We start from the raw sequence: 17,584 nt of genomic DNA, 5'->3' as shown, positions 1-17,584 counted from the left end.
TCCGAGATCGATCACCGCATGATCGCGGTGAGGTGCACGATGATCAACGCACGAAGGTCACCGGGATGTACAGGTCGTAGGAGCGGTCCGCCGTCGCCGTGAAGTCCGCACGGGTGACGATCGCGCAGCGGACGTTCACGTCGCACACGACGCCGTCGGCGAGCTCCGGCCGCAGGTTCGTCAGGCTCGTGACGAAGGACCCACCTTCGCGGTACGGAATCGTGATCCCCGGCGTGCCGGTCGCGGCGTCGGTGATCCGGCGAGACGACCCGTCCTTCGAGTCGCGCCCGGGCAGGCACGGCGTCGGCGGGCTGAGGTAGGTCGCGGGGTTTCCCGGCCGCACGGCATCGGGAACGGCGCAGAAAGCGAGGAAGATGCCCTGCGCCCGGTTGTAACCCGTACCGGCGACGAAAACCGTTCCCCCCGTCGCGGGCAGGACGGTGGGCCCCGCGAACAGGTTCGGTTCGAAGGTCCTGCCGCCGACGGCCACCGTGCGGTGATCGTGCCCGGCCGCGGGCGCGGCTGTCGCCGTTCCCGGGGCGGCGGAGACGACGGCCAGGGCCGCCGAGACCGCGGCCGCGCCGCGCCGCAGCATGTTCCTGATGGGCTTCCGCACGGAAGAGACCCCCTCTTCGCCGGCAAGGGACTGTTCCCTGATGATGTCCGATCCGGCCGGGCGTTGCCGAGATTTCCGCTCGATGCGGAGTTCGTTCCGCGGAAGGACGAAGAGGGTCCCGTTCGCGCTTCTCGCAAACGGGACCCTCTTCCCTACGCGACGTTCCGGATCGCGGCGACCGCGTGCCTCAGGACTTGTCTGCCGCGTCGGCGATGAAAATCTCGGTTTCCAGGAACGATCGCCACTGGGCGGGCGATGCACTCTGCACGGCACGGTAGGCGGCGGCCTGCACCCGCGAGCCGGACTTCGCCCTGGTCCAGATCTCGCGGACCAGCGGGCCTTCCTGGAGGTACCTGGCGTACCCGGCCTCGATACCGACGACGGCGGCGGCGCGAACCTTGATGTTGTCCACCTTGTCCTTGGCCGCGGCGGTGAAAATGCCGGTGTCGATGAACGCTCGCCACTGCTCCGGCGTCCGGCTGAGGTAGGCCTGGTAGTACACCTCGGAATCCCGCGGTGCCAGGTCGTCGAACCAGATGGCCTCCACGAAGTCCTTGTCCGTCAGCTGCGCGGCCAGCGCCGGGTCCATGCCGACGACGCCGGCCGCCTTCACCCGTGCCTCGCGAAGCTTCTTCTCCGCCGCTTCCTTCTCGGCCGCCTCCTTCGCCGCGTCCACGTCACGCTGGTGCTGGACGAAGATGCCGCGAACGATGAACTCCTTCTGCTCCGCCGGCGTTCCGCTGTACACGGCAGCCGCGGCCGACTTCACGAACGAACCGCCGGCGGCCCGCTCCCACAAGGTGAAGACGAAGTTCTTGTCGTCCTTGGTCAGCAGGAGCGCGGTCAGCTCGAAACCGAGCAGCGTGGCCGCGGGCTGCCGCTCCGCACGCCTCGCCTCGTACATCGCCGCACGGTCCAGATCCCGCTGGTGTGCCTCGTGGATCCCGGTCGCGAGGAAGTACGACGTCCTCCCGGAGATGTAGGCGTCACTCGCCGCGGACTGGACTTCCTGCGCGACCTCGCCCTGCCGCGTCGCGGCCTTGAAGATCTCGTAGACGAAGTTGCCTTCGCTCATCCGCAGCAGTTCCGGGGTGACCGTGAGCCCGACGACGGCGGCCGCGTTGACGCGCACCTCGTCCGAGGTCTCCGCCACCGCTGCCGGGGTCCCGGCCGAAGCCGCGCTCGCCACCGGGGCGAGGACACCGGTCACCACCGTCATCGCGGCGAGAACTGCCACAGAAGACGTCACCAGGCCACGAATTCTTGCCTTGCTGATAGTTTTCATGTGTTCGGTTGTCAGTTCAGTTCTGCTCGCCGGTGCGGTCGAGCACGAGGAACCCCACCCAGACGACAACCCCGGTGCTCCCCAGCCATACCGGATATATCCCCATGATCGGCAAACGTTACCGCCGGGCCGGCCACCTCGACGTGGGCGAACGGCAGCGTGTGGCACTCACGCCGCCGTCCGCGAGGGCCTTCCACGGCGTCGGGTCGCTCTCCGGGCCGCCGCAGAAGAGCAGCTCGCCGCGGTAGGGGCCGGGTGTGAACTCCGCGGCCAGCCGGGCGTTCGTGGCCGCCACCTCGGTGACGGCGGTCAGGCCGGGCTCGCCGAACTGCGCCAGGGTGCCGGGGTAGTGCTCGGCGAGCAGCCCGCGCATTTCGTCGAGCGCGATCGCGTGGGGCAGCCTCGCCGGCGGGTCCACCACCAGCAAGGGCACCTCCTCCCCGCGTCTGCAGCGCCGTCGCCACGGCGTGCGCGTTCGGCGCGCCGAACGCGCAGCCGGACAGGTGGTACGGCCCGTGCAGGCGCAGCCGCCGGATCTCGGCGGCGAAACCGGCCACCAGCTCGTCGAGCGATCCGGCCAGCCCGCCCTCTCCGCGCAGCCCGCGGCACTGCAGCCCGTACACCGGCCGTCCGCCCAGCGTGCGCAGCAGGCCGGCGTACCGCCAGGTCAGCCCGGTCAGCGGCGGCAGGCAGAACAGCGGGTCCCCGGTGCCGTGCGCGCGCAGCGGGAGCACCACGGCGAACGGGTCCCCCGCGGGAGAGCCGGCGTCGAGCACCGCCGGCAGGCGGGCCGGGGTGGGCGCCTCGAACAGTTGCCGGATCGACAGGTCCGCGCCGGACAGCTCCGCCAGCAGCGCTCCCGCGGGCCGGCCGCGGTGCGGGTGGACGCAGCCGAGCTCCTCTGCCGGGAAGAGGCGGACGTCGCAGCTCAAGCGGCCACCGGCAAGGACCCGACGACAACCAGCCTAACTCCGGAAAAAGCGCAGGCTGCCGCCGTCGTTTTCCCCGGGCGCCGGGGCCTGAGCCGCGCAGCGCGCGTCGTGCGCGGGCCGCTCCCCGGTCACCAGGAAGTTCGTCACCGCCGTGTTGCCGCACTGGTTGGCCCCCGGGTAGACGCCGTGGCCGCCCTGGTCGACGGTCACCATCCTGGCTCGCTCGCCGAACGCCGAGCGCAGCTCGAGGGCGTTCACCAGTGGCGTCGCCGGGTCGCGTTCGTTCTGCACCAGCAGGACATTCGCCGGGCCGCGGCCGGTGATCCGCACCGGCGGCTCCTTCGGGGGCGCCCAGTAGGCGCACGCCGAGATGTTCGCCGCGGCCGCGCCGAGCAGCGGGTAGCGGACGCGGTCGACCGCCACGTTCACCTGGTACGTCCCCACCGACCGCGGCCACGCCGAATCGCCGCAGATGACCGCGAACCGGGCCGCGAACACGTTCTCCACCGAGCCCGGCAAGGTGGCCGGCTGCGGCGGCCGCCCGTTGTCGAGGGCCTGCCAGTCCGAGGCCAGCGGTGCCAGGTCCGTCGCGTACAGGCCACCGAATGTCAGGCCGCGGAAGATCGAGCCCGTCACGTCCGCCACCGGGGCACGGTCGAGGCGTGCCGCCAGCTCGTGGAACTTGGCCGTCACCTGGGCCGGCGTGCGGCCCAAGCCGTACTCCGGGTGTGCCGCGGCGAACTTCGCGAAGTCCGGGAAGCGGTCTTCCATGCCCCGGGCGAACGCGCGCATCGCCGTGATGTCGTAGCCGCCCGGGCCGAGGTTGCTGTCCAGCACGATGCGGTCACTTCGGTCCGGGAACATCGTCGTGTACACCGCGCCCAGGTACGTGCCGTAGGAACCACCGAGGTAGGACAGCGTGGACTCGCCGAGCGCCGCCCGGATGCGGTCCATGTCCCGCGCGGTGTTCGCGGTGGTGACGTAGGGCAGCATCGACCCCGTCGCGGCGTCCCGGCACTGCTGTGCCTCGGTTTTCGCCAGCTTCGCCTGCTTCACGACGTCGGCCGGGCCGTGGGCGTAGGGCAGGTTGCCGATCGCCAGCTGCGCCGGGGTGAGGTCGCACGTCACCGGCGTGCTGCGGCCGACGCCCCGCGGGTCGAACCCGATCACGTCGTAGGTGTCCAGCACACTCTCCGGCAGCTTCAGGTACTTCAGCAACTGCGGGTAGTCCAGGCCTACGCCGCCGGGGCCACCCGGGTTGGTGAACAGCACGCCTCGCCGCTTCTCCGGGTGCTTGCTCGGCAGGCGCGACACGGCGACGTCGATCGTCCGGCCGCCCGGGTCGCGGTAGTCCAGCGGCACCCGCATCGTCGTGCACTGCAGGTCCGGGACCGGGAAGGCGCCGGCCGGACACGGTCCCCAGGGGAGGCCGGTCGTGGCGGCCGCCGGGGGCGCGGCCGTCGCGCCGAGCACGGCGACCGCGGCGGTGAGCAGGGCTTCGCGCAGCATCGTTGATCCTTTCGTCCGGCCGCGGTTCAGCGGCGCGGTTCCCAGCGGAAGAGCCGCGTGGCGAGCGCGACGGCGACGGCGACCCAGGCCAGGGTGGGGCCGAAGAGGACGAGCGAATCGGCGAGCGGGACGCCGCCGTTCCAGGCGTTCAGCACCAGCTCGGTCGCCGAACCCCCGGGCAGCAGGCGCTTGAGCAGCGTCAGGTCGCCGGTGCCGGTGAGCCCGACCCAGCCCGACACGGCGAGCACGCCGACGCTGACCGGCAGCGTCGTCACCTGCGCGTGCTCGGGCGAGTTCGTCAGGCCGGCCGTGGCCAGTCCCAGCGCGGCCATCATGGCCACCACGGACACCGCCGCCGCGACCAGCAGCAGCGGATCCGCCGGCGTGCCGGCGACCGCGGCCAGCGCGCCGAGGATGACGGCGAGCTGCGCCACCGACAGCACGGTGACCGGCAGCAGCAGCCCGGCGAGGATGCCCGCGTCCCCCGCCGCGGTGGAGCGCAGGCGCTTGAGGAACAGGTTCTGGCGGCGGGCGGCCAGCGTGGTCACCGACGTCGTGTACAGGCCGATGCTCGCCACGAAAAACAGGACGAGGGTGGCGATGTAGCCGAGACTGCCCATTTCGGTGAAGGCGTCGCGCTTCGTGATGAAGAACGCGCTCAGCGCGGCCGGCAGCACCAGGGCGGTGACCAGCACCAGGCGGTTGCGGAAGATCTGGATCAGCTCGCCACGAGCGATCGTGAGCATGGAGTTCCCTTCTCAGGCGGGTTCGATGGCGCGGAAGACGTCGTCGAGGCGCGTCGGTCCGGCCTGCAGGTCCTGCAGCCGGACGGCGTGGTCCTGGGCCCAGCCGAGCAGTGAGTGCAGGTCCTTCTGCAGCTCGAAGGTCTCGACGAGGAACGTGCCGTCCGCGTCCCGCGAAGCCAGCAACGGCGGGGCCGGCGCGCGCGGCGGCAGTCCGAAGTGGATGGTCGACGGCAGGGTTCGCGTCAGCTCGGCGACGGTGCCCTCGCGGTGGAGGGCGCCCTGGTGCATCAGCCCGATGCGGTCGGCGCGCTGCTGGGCCTCTTCGAGGTAGTGGGTGGTCAGGACGACGGTCGCGCCGTCCTCGCGCAGCCGGTCCACCGCGTCCCACAGCGCGTCGCGGGACTGGATGTCCAGGCCGGTGGTGGGTTCGTCGAGGAAGACCAGCTCGGGCGTGCCGTAGACGGCCGTGGCGAAGTCCAGCCGCCGCTTCTCACCGCCGGAGAGCTGCCCCACCTTCGTCCCGGCCTTGCGGGTGAGGTCGACGACGCCGAGCACGCGCCCGGCGTCGTCGGACCGTTCGGTGAGCCGCCCGATCAGCCGGACGGTCTCGGCGACGGTCAGGTCGGGCGAGAACCCGCTCTCCTGCAGCATGATCCCCATCCGCGGGCGGACGGCGGCGCGGTCGCGGGGGTCCTTCCCGAACACCCGCACGGCGCCCGAGGTCGGCGCGCGGTGGCCTTCGACCGTTTCCAGGGTCGAGGTCTTCCCGGCGCCGTTGGTGCCGAGCAGGGCGTACAGCTCTCCGCGTTCCACCTGGAACGAGAGGTCCTTCACGGCGGCGAACCCGCCGTAGGTGAGGTTCAGGCGATCGACGTCGATGACCGGTGTCGTGGACATGCCCCGAATTCCAGCGGGATCGGCGCGCGCCCGGCAGTGTGCCGACGTCATGCCAAGATGTGACGCGGTGTCACTGGTGCGGCCGGCCCAGGCCGATACGCTCGGCCCGTGGAGGTACCGAAGATCGCGCGCAGGAGCTCCTGGACCGGCGGGGCGGTGCAGGAGCGGCTGCGCCGGCTGAACCTCATCACGACGGTGCCGCCGCTGGCGTTCGTCGGCGTGCTGCTGCTGGCACTCACCGCCCGGACCTGGTGGCACGCCGGCATCCAGGTCATCGGGCTCGTCGCGGCGCTGGCGACGGCCGAACGCTGGACGGCAGGCGACTACCTCCGCGTCGCGCGGCCGAGCCTGGCCGTCACCGCGGTGGTCTGGCTGGCCGGCGCGCTGACGAACGACACCGCCGCGTTCTACGGCGTGTCCGTCGTCGGGTCGTTCCTCATCCCGCCGCTGCGCCGCCACCGGCTCGCGGCCCTCTTCGGGCTCGCCGCGCTGGTCGCGGTCCTGGGCCTGCCGAACGTGCTCGTGCACCCCGATCGCACCGGGCCGCGGCTGCTGCAGTACGTCGCCGTCCCGGCGATCGCCGTGCTGCTCTCGGCCGGGTTCATGTTCGCCACCCAGCGGTTGTTCGACCTGGTCGCGGAACTCGAGCAGGCGCGCGAGCGAGAGGCGGAACTGGCCGTCGCCCGGGAACGCGTCCGCTTCGCGAGCGACCTGCACGACATCCAGGGGCACACGCTGCACGTGGTGAAGCTGAAGGTGGCGCTCGCGGAGAAGCTCCTGGACGCCGACCCCGGCCGCGCGCGGGAGGAGCTGCGGGAGGTGCACACGCTCGTCGGTGACACGATCGTCCAGACCAGGGAGCTCGCCTACGCCCAGCGGCGGCTCAACCTGACCGCGGAGCTGGAGAACGCGAAGAACCTGTTCGAGGCCGCGGGCATCCACGTGCGCCTCGAACGGGAGGCCGAGCCGGACGCCCGCGTCGGCGAGCTGCTCGGCCAGGTCCTGCGCGAGACGACGACGAACATCCTGCGCCACGCCGAAGCCCGGCACGTGCGGATCACGCTCGGCCGCACCGGCATCGCGATCGTCAACGACGGCGCGGCGGAGCCGGGCCCGCTCGGCGGGCTCTCGGCGTTGCGGCAACGGCTGGCGGAGCACGGAGGAGAGCTCGAGGTGTCGCACGAGGACGGCCGGTTCCTGACGGCGGTGGCGTTCCCGGAGCTCGCCGGAGCCGTCCGATGACGACCGTGGTGCTCGCCGACGACGAAGCCCTGCTGCGCAAGGCCTTGGCGGCGCTGCTGCCGCTGGAGGGCGGGATCACCGTGCTCGCCGAAGCCGAGGACGGCGAGCAGGCGGTGGCGGCCACCCTGCGGCATCGGCCCGACGTGCTCGTCATCGACCTCGAAATGCCCACAGTGGACGGTCTCGGCGCGGTCGCGGAAATCCGGCGGGCACGGCCGGAGCAGGTGATCCTCATGCTGACCCGGCACGCCCGCCCCGGCGTGCTGCGGCAGGCGCTGAAGCTGGGCGTCCAGGGGTTCGTCAGCAAGGCCGCGGAACCCGCGCACATCACCGCGGTGATCCAGACCCTGCGCGCGGGCAAGCGCTGGATCGACCCGGACGTCTCGGCCCTCGCCGTCGTCGACGACTGCCCCCTGACCGAACGCGAGCTCGACGTCCTGCGCGCGACGCGCGAGGGGTATTCGGTGGCCGAGATCGCGGGCCGGCTGCACCTGGCCGAGGGCACGGTGCGCAACTACCTGTCCAACGCGATGCAGAAGACCCAGACCCGCACCCGCCACGAAGCGGCCCGCTACGCCCACGAGCACGACTGGCTGTGACCGCCTCGGCCGGCCGTGCTGTCGGTCAGCTGGGCGCGGCGCCAAGCCACCGGCCGGGTGACGCCGCTCGCGAAGAAGGTGCGAAGGTCGCCGACGACGGTGGCCGCGTCGAACCGTCGCGAAAGGACGGTCCGGTCCGGTTTCCCGATCCCCCGAGCTCAGCTGAGCGGGTAGTGAATCATCTCGACCCCACCGGTCGCGTAGTTCGGCACATCCGCGGCCACCGCCTTGCCCTCTTCGGACCCCAGCGCGGCGGCCATGGCTTCGGCCGACTCGAAGTCGGCGTGGAACACGGCGAAATACCGGGGCTTCCCGCCGAGCGAGGCCACGTCGAAGGAGTACTGCGACTGCACGAGCCCGGGCAGCTTCGCCGCGAGCGGCAGGTGGGTGCCGACGTAGTAGGCACGGAAGTGGGCTTCGTCGGCGGGCGGCGGATAGAGCACGGTGAGCCGGTGCATCGGGTTCCTTTCGGCGATGGTGGCTCCCAGCCTGTCATACCCGCGCCCGCCCCGATCGGAATGTCAGCCACAAGATCACTCACCCGGCGTGGACGGCCGGGCCGCGCCCCGTGGGCCGGACACCGCGTGGCAGGTCGGGTTCGGGTTCGCCGGTGAGGACGTGGGCGGGATCGGCGCGCCACGCCGCTGCCACGATTGGCACACCGCCCAGCGGGTAGCCGGTTGTCACGGGCTTGGCGGGCGCGGGGTCCACCAGGCGGCGGGACTGGAGGTTGCGCGATGTCCGAAGCGCCCACAGCACAGCGTTGGGTCGTGGCCGGTCACGACGGGTCCGAGCAGGCCCGGGCCGCGGTGGACTGGGCGGCAGAGGAGGCCGGCAGCCGCGGCTGCGCGCTGGCCGTGGTCCAGGTCGTCCACTGGCCGCCGCCCGGACCGCATCTCGTTCCCGGCACGGAGGAGGCGGAACAGCAACTGACCGCCCGCACGCACGCCGAAGCCCTCCTCGCCGACATCGCCGAGGAACTCGGCAAGTCCCGGCCGGAGCTGACCGTGCGAACCAGCGTCGAATCGGGCCGGACCGGCGAAGCGCTGACCCGGGCGGCTGAGCAGGCGGAACTGCTGGTGATCGGGGCATCCGGGCAAGGCGCGCTGCCGCGGGTCGTGCTCGGCTCGACAGCAGCCGAGCTCCTGCACTCCTGCGCGCGACCGGTCGTCGTGGTCCGATCCACCGACTCCTACGCCGAGAGCGGGCCGGTCGTGGTCGGCGTCGACGGGTCGGACATCAGCTCCGCGGCCATCGCCTTCGCCTACGACTTCGCCGACCGGCACCACCGCGAACTGCTGGCCGTGCACGCCTGGGCCGATCTGCCGATGCATGTCGCGGAACCCGTCAGCGGCTGGGCGGAGGACTGGCAGGACACCAGCCGGCGCGGGCAGCGGGTGCTCGCCGATGCCCTGGCGAGTCATTCCGAGCGGCATCCCGAAGTCGTCGTCCGCCGGACCGTCAGCATCGACCGGCCCGCCCGAGCACTGCTGGACACCGCCGACGGCGCCGCGCTGCTGGTCGTCGGCAGCCACGGCCGCGGCACCCTCGGCAGGCTGCTGCTCGGCTCGGTCAGCCACGCGATGGTCTACCACGCCCCCTGCCCGGTCGCGGTCGTGCACCCACCCACGAAGAGCTGAGCGGAGCCCAGCCCGTCACCGGATCGCCCAAAGCTGGTTGAGCGCCATCCACTGGGCGACCGCCCGCCGTCGCCGGTCGGCGAAGGCGGGGTCGTCGGAGCCTCGCACTTCGAAACCGCTGCGGGTGGCGGGCTGGTCGAGGTCCTGGCGGGGTGGTGAGCGAGAACTGGCTCAGCGCCCGCGAACGCCCGCGGCTGGAACCGGCCCCGGCCCGGGAGCGAAGCCGCCGCCGGTGGCCGCCGCGAGGATCGCCGCGGCCACTGCCCGGGCGGCCGTGCCGGCCTCGGCACGGAACTTCTCAGGTCACCTTGACGACGACCTTGCCCGCGGCATGCCCGTTCTCGACGGTGGCCAGCGCGGCCGGGGCGTCCGGCAGCGGGTGGACCGCGGTGATCACCGGCGCGAGAACACCGTCGAGCGCCAGCCGGGCGGCGCGCTCCAGGTTCGCGCGGCCGAGGCGGCGCTCGACGAAACGGCCACCCAGCTCGGACACCGACTGGTCCCCCACGGCGATGACGTCGCGCGGCTCACGAGCCAGCGGCGCGACCGCCCGCAGCGAGGCCCCGCCGACCAGGTCCACGATCCCATCGACGCCGCCCGGAACCAGCTCACCGACGTCTTCGGCGGTGTAGTCGACGAACCGCACCCCGATCGCTTCGGCCTGCGCGCGCTTGGCGGCACTGCCGGTACCGACCACGCGCAGCCCGCGCGCCGCGGCCAGCCGGGCGACCGCGAGGCCGACCCCGCCGCCCACCCCGTTGACCAGGATCGTGGCGCCGGCCGGGAGGCCGAGCTGGTCCAGCGCGTCCACCGCGGTCGTCCCCGCCACCGGCAGCGTCGCCGCCACGGTCGCGGACAGGCCCTCCGGAACGAGTACGGTGTTCGGCGCCGACAGCACCGTCGTCTCGGCGTACGTGCCGCCACCCGTCAGCGCGAAGCCGAAGACCGCGTCCCCGGCCTCGAGCCCGTCGACGTCCTCCCCCAGCGCGAGCACGGTTCCGGCCGCTTCCATGCCCAGCACGCGGGGGAACGGCCGCCCGCCGTCCAGCCCGGGGACCAGACCGGCGCGCACGAGGTGGTCGAGCGGGTTGACGCCGGCGACGTCGACCCGGATCAGCACCTCACCGGGACCGGGAGCGGGATCCGGACGCTCGAACAACTCCTGCACCTCGGGCCCGCCGAACCTGCCGAAACCCCACGCCTGCCCCATTTTCCGCCGCCTTCCGGATGACCGCCCGGTGGTTCCGGGCGCTGCGGCCATCCTCACCGCTCACACCGGTGTCAGGGGCAACCGGCTGAGGCGCGGGTCACAGCTTCAGGCCGACCGGGTCACCGGCTCCGCGGCCAGCGCCGCCCGGTGCCGGCTGTTGGCCTCGATCACCACGTCGAGCGCGTTCCGGGTCTCGATCAGGCGCGCGACCTCGGCGTCGATCCGGGCGCGCTCGCGGGTCATCGTCGCGAACGCCTCCTCGGCAACCCCGGGGTCGCCGGGGATTTCCACGCACGGCAGCACCGCCGCGATCACCCGGCTCGACAGGCCCGCGTCGAACAGCTGCCGGATGAGTGCCACCCGCTCGACCTCGGCGTCGGAATAGTGCCGCTGCCCGGCCTCGGAGCGGGAACTGGTCAGCAGGCCCTGTTCTTCGTAGTACCGCAGTGAGCGCGAACTCACGCCCGTACGCCGGGACAGCTCGCCGATCCGCATGCCAGACAGCCTACGCGGCACTGTGCCGGACCCCGGGAATGAACAGCGCCAGACGCGTCCGGCACCCTGCCCCGGCGGCGATGCGAGCGATCGTCGTGACCCGGCCCGGATGGTGCGCGAGGGCGTGGGGGTCGTCGACCAGGCGCCCGCGGACAGTGAGCTGCGTCCGGGGCAGCAGGTGGCGACCGTGATGGGCGGCATGGGCCGCTTCTTCGACGGCTCGTACGCGCAGTACGTCACGGTCCCGGCGACGCAGGTCATCCCGTTCGCGACCAGCCTGCCGTGGGACGTCGCCGGTGCCCTGCCGGAGACGTTCCAGACCGCCCGCGGGTCGCCGGCCACCGGCCTGGGCCTCACCGCCGGGCACACTCTGCTGATCCGCGGCGGCACCTCCACGGTGGGCCTGAGCGCGCCGACGAACTGCGGGCCATGGGCGTCGACGTGCACCTTCCGCTTCACCGGCGCACTGCTACGCGGGTGCGGCCACCGACCTGCCGGCCGACGTGTTCCAGCAGCAGCTCGAGGCCCACACCGGCGTCGAGTCCGGGCAAGCAGGTGGTGCTGCTCCACGACTGAGACACCCAACGAAAGGACCGGCCCGTGGGCAAACCCGCTCCGGATGCGATCACGGGGCGCGCGTGCACAACCTGGAGGACGTCGTCTACCTCGCCACCGCCCCGAGGTCCATCGCCGCCAAGCGCACCGGCTCACTCATGCCGGCCGCCCACGTCCTCAACGCCCGCTTCTCCGGCGCCGACTGCTTCCCCGGCGAAATGAACCGCGAGACCTACTACCAGCCCACCCGGAACGGCTACGAGGTCGAGAGCGTCGAGCGTCTGAGCCGTTGGGCTGCCTCGCGCGCTCGCCGGCGACGCGGCTGACCGGCCGATTGCTAGATCCCGCGCTGTTCCTTTCACTTCTGCCTCAGCCGCCCCCGGCCGCCGGGGTCGGCGCCTCCTCGGCCGCACGTCTCGACTTGTATCCGGTACGGCTTCGGCTATCGGAAGATCAGTGGGCGGTGAGAAGAGGTGGCTGGGTTTCAAGCACGGCTTCGCCGCGGCGTGGGAAATCGGCGCTCCAGGGGTTGGGTCGCGTTGTTGGTCGCCAGCGCCGATTCCCCACGCTTCGGTTGCCCTGCCGTGGTTTCCGGTGTTCTCGGGTGCGGACAGCGGCTTTACCTTTTGTTCCCACCGTATCGAGTGATGACCCTGTGTTCGATCGCCGGTAGCTTGGAGACATGACCAACGACGCGACCCAGTCCCCCGAGGCGGTGGCTCTCGCCGACCGCCTCGGTGAGCTGGTCGCGCGCATGCGGTCCGCGGAGGCCGAACTTGGTGCGGTGCTGGTGGAAATCGAGCAGCGCGGGGTGATGGAACTGTTCGGCTACCGCTCCGCAGCCCGGCTTATGGAGCACCTCGCCGATATGCCGAAGCCGGCTACGGAACGGCTGATCAAACGCGCCCGCTTGGTGAATCCGGGCCGCAACCTCGACGGCTCCCCGATTCCTGCCTTGGCTCCCGCCACTGGTGTTGCGGCTCGGGCGGGGCGGTTGAGCAACCCGATGATCGACGTGATCACCAACGTGCTGGCCCAGGTCCCGCCCGAGCACTGCGTGAGCGCCGAGACCAACCTGCTGGCTTTCGCTGAGGAGGCCGGGCACAAGCAGGTCGCCGCCCTCGGTGCCCGCATCCTCGCCCACCTCGTCCCCGACGGGCCCGCACCCGACGACACCGAACCCGCCGCCCCGACCCGGGAGCTGTTCCTCCGCCGCAAAAGAACCGGCATCTGGGAGCTGAGTGGCCGGTTCGACGACGAAACCGGCACCCGCGCCCACGCATTGTTGGATGCTTTGGCCGAGCGTCGCACCGGCGACGACGGCCCCGACTTCCGCACCACCCCACAGCGCTACGGCGACGCCTTCTCCGACGCCATCGACCTCGCCCTGAATTCCCCAGACCTGCCGATGCAGGCCGGAGAACGAGCCCACGTCATGGTCGCCGTGTCGTTCGAAGACCTGAAATCCGGCCTCGGCAAGGCCACCCTCGGCGACACCGGCACCATGACCGCCGCCGAAGCCCGGGTGCACGCCTGCGACGCCATGATCATCCCCGCCGTCCTCGGCGACAAAAGCGAACCGCTGAACCTCGGCCGCCTCCGCCGCCTCATCTCCGCCGGACTCCGCCGCGCCCTCTTCCTCCGCGACCGCGGCTGCGCGTTCCCCGGCTGTCATCGGCCACCCCGGCACTGTCAAGGCCACCACATCCGCCACTGGGCAGACGGCGGCCCCACCAACCTCACCAACCTCGTCCTGATGTGCGCCCACCACCACCGGCTACTCCACCGCTCCGGCTGGGAAGCCCGCATCGCCACCGACGGCCTCCCCGAATTCCTCCCACCGACATTCATCGACCGACGCCGCAAACCCCGGCGCAACAACCTCCACGAACCACTCCCATTCACAGCCTGACCACGGGACAGGCCCGCAGCCACACGGCTACGGGCCCACACCCACGAGCACACCAGCCCACACCAGCTCGACACAACTTCGGCACAAGCCCTAAGGTGCCTCGGGTGAGCACCGTCGGAGACCGGATGGCCGCCCTGGCCACCCTGCCGTCGCCGCTCGCGGAGCTGCGTGACGAGCGGCTCGAGCGCCGTGGTGTCCACCTCCAGCTCAAGCGGGACGACCTCATCAGCCGCGATGTTCCCGGGAACAAATGGCGGAAGCTCCGCCACAATCTCGAAGCCGCTCGGCATCAGGGCTTCACGCGGCTCCTGACCTTCGGTGGCGCATACTCGAACCACATCCGCGCGACCGCGGCCGCCGGCCGGCACCTGGGGTTCGAGACCGTGGGCGTCATCCGCGGTGAAGCGCGTCGACCGCTCAACGATTCCCTTGCCTACGCCCGCGCGCACGGGATGGCACTGACCTATTTGGACCGTGCGACGTACCGCCGCAAGACGGAGCCGGCCGTGGTCGCCGAGCTGACCCGCGAGTTCGGGCCGTGCTACGTGCTGCCGGAGGGAGGCAGCAACGGCCTTGCCGTGCGCGGTACCGCAGAACTGGTCGGCGAGATCACCACCGGCTTCGACGTCCTCTGCTGCGCCACCGGAACGGGCGGCACCCTGGCGGGGATCGCGGCCGGCCTGCGGGGCCCGCAACGCGCGCTCGGCTTCGCCGTCCTGAACGGCGGCCGGTTTCTCGACGACGAAGTTCGCCGCCTCCAGCTCGAGGCGTTCGGCACCGTCACCACGAACTGGGACATCGACACCGGCTTCCACTTCGGCGGCTACGCGAAGCGTCGCCCAGCACTCGACAGCTTCATCGAAGCCTTCCGCGACCGGCACGGGATCACCCTTGACTGGGTGTACGAGGCCAAGATGCTCTACGGGCTCTTCGCACGCGCCGAAGCCGGCGGCTTCGAGCCAGGCACCCGTGTCGTCGCGGTGCTGAGCTGATCCGCCCGCGAAACGCCCTGCCCCCACGGGCAACGGATTCTGCCCCCGATGCCGTGCGCCCGCCCCTGGCCACCCCCGGGGGTTGCGCCGACGGTTGAGGAACCGTGCCCCCGGGAGGTGCCGTGACGGACGCGACGTGGACCGTACCCGGACGCTGGGCCCGTCGCGGCTTCCCGGCCACCGGTGCCGCCGGACTGGTCCTCGCCCTGACACTGAGCCTGCTCCTGGCCCGCGCGACCGGGATGCCCGTCGCGCTGGTCCCGGCCCTGGGCGCCGCGATGCTGCTCGCCTTCCTGGCCGTCGCGGCCGGGGGCGGGCTCGTCACCGGGCGGCCCCGGCTCGTCTGCCTGCACGGCGAGGCGGCGGCGTTCGCGGCCGCCGCCGGGCTGCTCCTCCTGCTGCACCGGCCGGTCCTGGACGGGCTCGGCGTCGTCGCTCCGGGCGTCGGGCTGTTCCTGGCCGCCGGGCGGATCGGCTGTCTGTCGGCCGGCTGCTGCCACGGCCGGCCGGCCCGGTGGGGTGTCCGGTACGGCGAACGGCACGTGGCGGCCGGGCTTCCGGCCGAGTACGCCGGTGTGCCACTCGTGCCGGTGGCCGCGGTCGAGGCGGTCGCGCTGGCCGGCACGGCCGCGGTCGCGGCCCTGGTGACGGCGGGTGGCGGGCCGGGGTTCGGCTGGTACCTCGGACTGCACCTGGTCGTCCGGTTCTGGCTGGAGTTCCTGCGCGGCGACGAGGACCGGCCGGTGTTCGGCCTGCTGACCGAGGCGCAGTGGACGGCGCTGGCCGGGACCGGGGTGCTGGTGTCGACCCCGGCCGGCCCGCCGGCACCGGTGAGCGCCGTCCTCGTGGTGCTGCTGCTGGCCGGGGTCGGCGTCGCGGCCCGGCGGGCCGAGGCGACGCGGTTGTGCCGCGACGGTCACCTGCGCCGCCTGGCCGGGCTGGTCCGGCGGGCCGCCGCGGCCCCGGGTGACCCGGTGCTGATCGACGAGGACCGCGGCCTCCGCCTGTCGGCGTCCCACCGGCACTACGCCTTCTCCCGGCCCGGCGCCCCGCTGGGCCGGGCCGGGCTGGCCGCGCTCGGCCGGGTCGTCGCGGCCACCGGACCGAGCGGGCGCCCGCGGCGGCTGACCTCGCCGAGCGGCGTGCACCACGTCTCGATCGGCGTGGACCGATGACCGCCCGCGAGCGACGCCCCGCACCGGACGGCGACACGCCGGCCACCGCACTTACCCCCGAACATCGCGGGTCCTTGCCCGTGGCCCTGCCGACCCACGGCGACTCAGGCTCCCGGGCCGCCCTGATCTCGCACCTGCAGCAGGCCGCGGGCAACGCCCGGGTCCAGCGGCTGCTCGTGAGCCGGGAGGCCGGTGACGCGGGCGGAGCCGACGGCGGGTTGATCGTGCCGGACTCGGCGGCCGGCCTGGAGCCGGGGCAGATGCGGCGTGGACCTTTCCTGGCCGCGCTGCGCGGTGCGGTCGAGGCGGCGCTGGGCGGGGCCGACCCGGTCACCGCCGCCGACGCGCGGGCCCACTTCGCCGAGGTCTTCGGCGGCATCGAAAGCCAGGACTGTCCCGGACTTGAGCGCTCACTGCGGGAGAACCTGCCCGGCGTGGCGATCACCGACGCCCAGTCCTACGTGACGGCGGCGGCCACCGCCGTGCGGGACCGGGTCGGGGGCTCCGCCGCGCCGGCTCCGGGCGGGCTGGTCGGGCGGCTGGTGTCCGCCGTCGGGAACCTGGCCGGCGCGCTGTTCAAGGCCCGTGACGGAGTGGCCGGCGACCGTGACGTCCGGGTCGTGCGCGGCCGGCTCGGCGCCGGGCAGGCCCTCGACGGCGGGGTGCGGGCCGACCTGGAGTCGGCCTACGGGCGGGACTTCGGCGGGGCGCGGGTGCACACCGACGCCCGGGCCGGCGCGCTGGCCGAAGAGCTCGGCGCGCGGGCGTTCACGGTCGGCGAGGACATCGCGTTCGCCCCGGGCGAGTACCAGCCGGGCACCCTCGGCGGGGACGCGCTGATCGCGCACGAGCTGGCCCACGTCCAGCAGCAGCGGGACGGCGCCGGCGGGAGCGCGGTCGACGGGCTGGAAGAGGACGCCGACCGGGCCGCGGTCGGGGCCGTGGTGTCGCGCTGGTCCGGGTCGGCCCAAGGGCTGGGTGACGGGCTGGTGCCCCGGTTGCGGGCGGGACTGCGGCTGCAGCGCTGCGGGGGCGGCCAGGCCCGCGCGGCCGGGGCACAACCGCCGGTCCAGCTCACCCCGGACCAGTGGCGCGCGGCGGTCACCGCGGCCACCCAGCTGCCGCCCGGCCGGCAGGGCGCGGCCATGACCAGCCTCGCCCAGCAGGCCGTCGGCGGGCTGGGCATCACGGTGCGCCAGGCCGGCACGCGCCACCCGGACCAGGTCCACCCGGACGACTACGCCGAAACGCCCGCCCTCAACTTCGACCCCCGGCTCAACCTCAAGACCCGCTTCGGCCGGAGCGGTGGGGGCCGGCCGATCGGCACCAACGTGGGCTACAACTTCGTCGTCGGCAACCAGCGGACCGGCGTCCGGCGGTACGCGATCATCGGCCCGAACTCGCTCGACCCCGACACCCAGCTGACCACCCGGCAGTACGCCCAGCACGAGCTGTCCCTGGCCGCGGCGAGCCAACCGGGCCGGGAGCAGGATGACGACGTGCAGGAACTGCGGCAGTGGACCGAGGACTTCCGCGGCTACTTCCACCAGTACGCCGCCCTGCCGCTCCCCCAGCGGCCGACATGGAGCCCGCTGGCCCGCTACTACGAGCGGGCCGAGGCCGCCGACCGGCAGGCGGCCGTCCAGCGGCTCGTGCAGTACTTCACCGCGCAGCCCGAAACGGTACAGCGAGCCATGCGCACCTGGGCCCGGCGCTATCCCAGCGCGCTCACCAACGACCTGACCGCCGCGCTGCCCGCCGCCCGCTGACCAGGAGGCA

The 17,584-nt window shown here is 72.7% G+C and carries 17 protein-coding genes and 1 pseudogene; 8 read left to right on the top strand and 10 right to left on the bottom strand.

What is annotated here, in order from left to right; translation table 11 throughout:
- Positions 1-43: 43 nt before the first annotated feature.
- The 7 genes and pseudogenes from I4Q55_RS28660 to I4Q55_RS28635 all read right to left on the bottom strand — a co-directional run bounded on the left by I4Q55_RS28660 (position 44) and on the right by I4Q55_RS28635 (position 5,985).
- Positions 44-616 (bottom strand): hypothetical protein, encoded by a 573-nt coding sequence (locus I4Q55_RS28660; RefSeq protein ID WP_206791929.1) that lies wholly within the window; start codon positions 614-616, stop codon positions 44-46.
- A 187-nt stretch (positions 617-803) separates the two neighbouring features.
- Positions 804-1,901, bottom strand: a complete 1,098-nt coding sequence (locus tag I4Q55_RS28655) for a hypothetical protein (protein WP_242546937.1) — start codon at positions 1,899-1,901, stop codon at positions 804-806.
- 118 nt (positions 1,902-2,019) lie between these two features.
- On the bottom strand, positions 2,020-2,328 hold the full coding sequence (locus I4Q55_RS49420; protein ID WP_242546936.1) for a hypothetical protein: 309 nt from the start codon (positions 2,326-2,328) through the stop codon (positions 2,020-2,022).
- A 16-nt stretch (positions 2,329-2,344) separates the two neighbouring features.
- Positions 2,345-2,635: pseudogene (locus tag I4Q55_RS51000) on the bottom strand (thioesterase domain-containing protein); the annotation flags it as partial.
- Positions 2,636-2,866: 231 nt separating this feature from the next.
- Positions 2,867-4,342 (bottom strand): alpha/beta hydrolase, encoded by a 1,476-nt coding sequence (locus I4Q55_RS28645; protein ID WP_206791927.1) that lies wholly within the window; start codon positions 4,340-4,342, stop codon positions 2,867-2,869.
- Between the two features lie 26 nt (positions 4,343-4,368).
- A complete protein-coding gene (locus I4Q55_RS28640; protein ID WP_206791926.1) occupies positions 4,369-5,088 on the bottom strand; it encodes an ABC transporter permease in 720 nt (239 codons plus the stop codon).
- A 12-nt stretch (positions 5,089-5,100) separates the two neighbouring features.
- Complete coding sequence (locus I4Q55_RS28635; protein ID WP_206791924.1) at positions 5,101-5,985, bottom strand: ABC transporter ATP-binding protein; 885 nt, start codon at positions 5,983-5,985, stop codon at positions 5,101-5,103.
- 108 nt (positions 5,986-6,093) lie between these two features.
- On the opposite strand from I4Q55_RS28635, the gene I4Q55_RS28630 reads away from it, so the two are divergent.
- Entirely contained in the window at positions 6,094-7,227 is a 1,134-nt protein-coding gene (locus I4Q55_RS28630; protein ID WP_206791922.1) for a sensor histidine kinase, read from the top strand.
- On the top strand, positions 7,224-7,826 hold the full coding sequence (locus I4Q55_RS28625) for a response regulator transcription factor (protein WP_206791921.1): 603 nt from the start codon (positions 7,224-7,226) through the stop codon (positions 7,824-7,826). The genes I4Q55_RS28630 and I4Q55_RS28625 overlap by 4 nt, the downstream gene beginning before the upstream one ends.
- A gap of 158 nt (positions 7,827-7,984) precedes the next feature.
- Here I4Q55_RS28625 and I4Q55_RS28620 read toward each other — a convergent pair whose 3' ends face one another.
- Entirely contained in the window at positions 7,985-8,284 is a 300-nt protein-coding gene (locus tag I4Q55_RS28620; protein WP_206791920.1) for an EthD family reductase, read from the bottom strand.
- Between the two features lie 312 nt (positions 8,285-8,596).
- Here I4Q55_RS28620 and I4Q55_RS28615 point away from each other — a divergent pair, with 312 nt between their 5' ends.
- The gene (locus I4Q55_RS28615) at positions 8,597-9,466 is read left to right on the top strand and encodes a universal stress protein (RefSeq protein WP_307793328.1); all 870 of its coding nucleotides are present in this window, start codon (positions 8,597-8,599) and stop codon (positions 9,464-9,466) included.
- Positions 9,467-9,764: 298 nt separating this feature from the next.
- Here I4Q55_RS28615 and I4Q55_RS28610 read toward each other — a convergent pair whose 3' ends face one another.
- Together I4Q55_RS28610 and I4Q55_RS50645 are read right to left on the bottom strand one after the other, a co-directional pair.
- The gene (locus tag I4Q55_RS28610; protein WP_206791918.1) at positions 9,765-10,676 is read right to left on the bottom strand and encodes an NADP-dependent oxidoreductase; all 912 of its coding nucleotides are present in this window, start codon (positions 10,674-10,676) and stop codon (positions 9,765-9,767) included.
- Between the two features lie 105 nt (positions 10,677-10,781).
- Entirely contained in the window at positions 10,782-11,630 is an 849-nt protein-coding gene (locus I4Q55_RS50645; protein WP_307793327.1) for a MerR family transcriptional regulator, read from the bottom strand.
- A gap of 179 nt (positions 11,631-11,809) precedes the next feature.
- On the opposite strand from I4Q55_RS50645, the gene I4Q55_RS28600 reads away from it, so the two are divergent.
- The 5 genes from I4Q55_RS28600 (at position 11,810) to I4Q55_RS28580 (ending at position 17,574) form a co-directional block, all read left to right on the top strand.
- On the top strand, positions 11,810-12,052 hold the full coding sequence (locus I4Q55_RS28600; protein ID WP_242546935.1) for a hypothetical protein: 243 nt from the start codon (positions 11,810-11,812) through the stop codon (positions 12,050-12,052).
- 356 nt (positions 12,053-12,408) lie between these two features.
- Entirely contained in the window at positions 12,409-13,638 is a 1,230-nt protein-coding gene (locus I4Q55_RS28595) for an HNH endonuclease signature motif containing protein (RefSeq protein ID WP_206791917.1), read from the top strand.
- 104 nt (positions 13,639-13,742) lie between these two features.
- A complete protein-coding gene (locus I4Q55_RS28590; protein ID WP_307793326.1) occupies positions 13,743-14,630 on the top strand; it encodes a pyridoxal-phosphate dependent enzyme in 888 nt (295 codons plus the stop codon).
- Positions 14,631-14,752: 122 nt separating this feature from the next.
- Positions 14,753-15,805: a prolipoprotein diacylglyceryl transferase family protein gene (locus I4Q55_RS28585; protein WP_206791916.1), complete on the top strand. Its 1,053-nt coding sequence runs from the start codon at positions 14,753-14,755 to the stop codon at positions 15,803-15,805.
- A gap of 80 nt (positions 15,806-15,885) precedes the next feature.
- The gene (locus tag I4Q55_RS28580; RefSeq protein WP_206791915.1) at positions 15,886-17,574 is read left to right on the top strand and encodes a DUF4157 domain-containing protein; all 1,689 of its coding nucleotides are present in this window, start codon (positions 15,886-15,888) and stop codon (positions 17,572-17,574) included.
- The last annotated feature ends 10 nt before the right edge of the window (positions 17,575-17,584 follow it).

It is taken from the genome of Amycolatopsis sp. MtRt-6 (genome assembly GCF_017308975.1).
Classification (GTDB): domain Bacteria; phylum Actinomycetota; class Actinomycetes; order Mycobacteriales; family Pseudonocardiaceae; genus Amycolatopsis.
This window is presented reverse-complemented; position numbering and strand designations above follow the sequence as displayed.

What these genes read in the sequence shown, in the direction of transcription:
- I4Q55_RS28655 (WP_242546937.1), bottom strand. Translation starts at nt 1,901, where the DNA reads ATGAAAACTATCAGCAAGGCAAGAATTCGTGGCCTGGTGACGTCTTCT.
- I4Q55_RS28645 (WP_206791927.1), bottom strand. Translation starts at nt 4,342, where the DNA reads ATGCTGCGCGAAGCCCTGCTCACCGCCGCGGTCGCCGTGCTCGGCGCG.
- I4Q55_RS28640 (WP_206791926.1), bottom strand. Translation starts at nt 5,088, where the DNA reads ATGCTCACGATCGCTCGTGGCGAGCTGATCCAGATCTTCCGCAACCGC.
- I4Q55_RS28635 (WP_206791924.1), bottom strand. Translation starts at nt 5,985, where the DNA reads ATGTCCACGACACCGGTCATCGACGTCGATCGCCTGAACCTCACCTAC.
- I4Q55_RS28625 (WP_206791921.1), top strand. Translation starts at nt 7,224, where the DNA reads ATGACGACCGTGGTGCTCGCCGACGACGAAGCCCTGCTGCGCAAGGCC.
- I4Q55_RS28620 (WP_206791920.1), bottom strand. Translation starts at nt 8,284, where the DNA reads ATGCACCGGCTCACCGTGCTCTATCCGCCGCCCGCCGACGAAGCCCAC.
- I4Q55_RS28610 (WP_206791918.1), bottom strand. Translation starts at nt 10,676, where the DNA reads ATGGGGCAGGCGTGGGGTTTCGGCAGGTTCGGCGGGCCCGAGGTGCAG.
- I4Q55_RS28595 (WP_206791917.1), top strand. Translation starts at nt 12,409, where the DNA reads ATGACCAACGACGCGACCCAGTCCCCCGAGGCGGTGGCTCTCGCCGAC.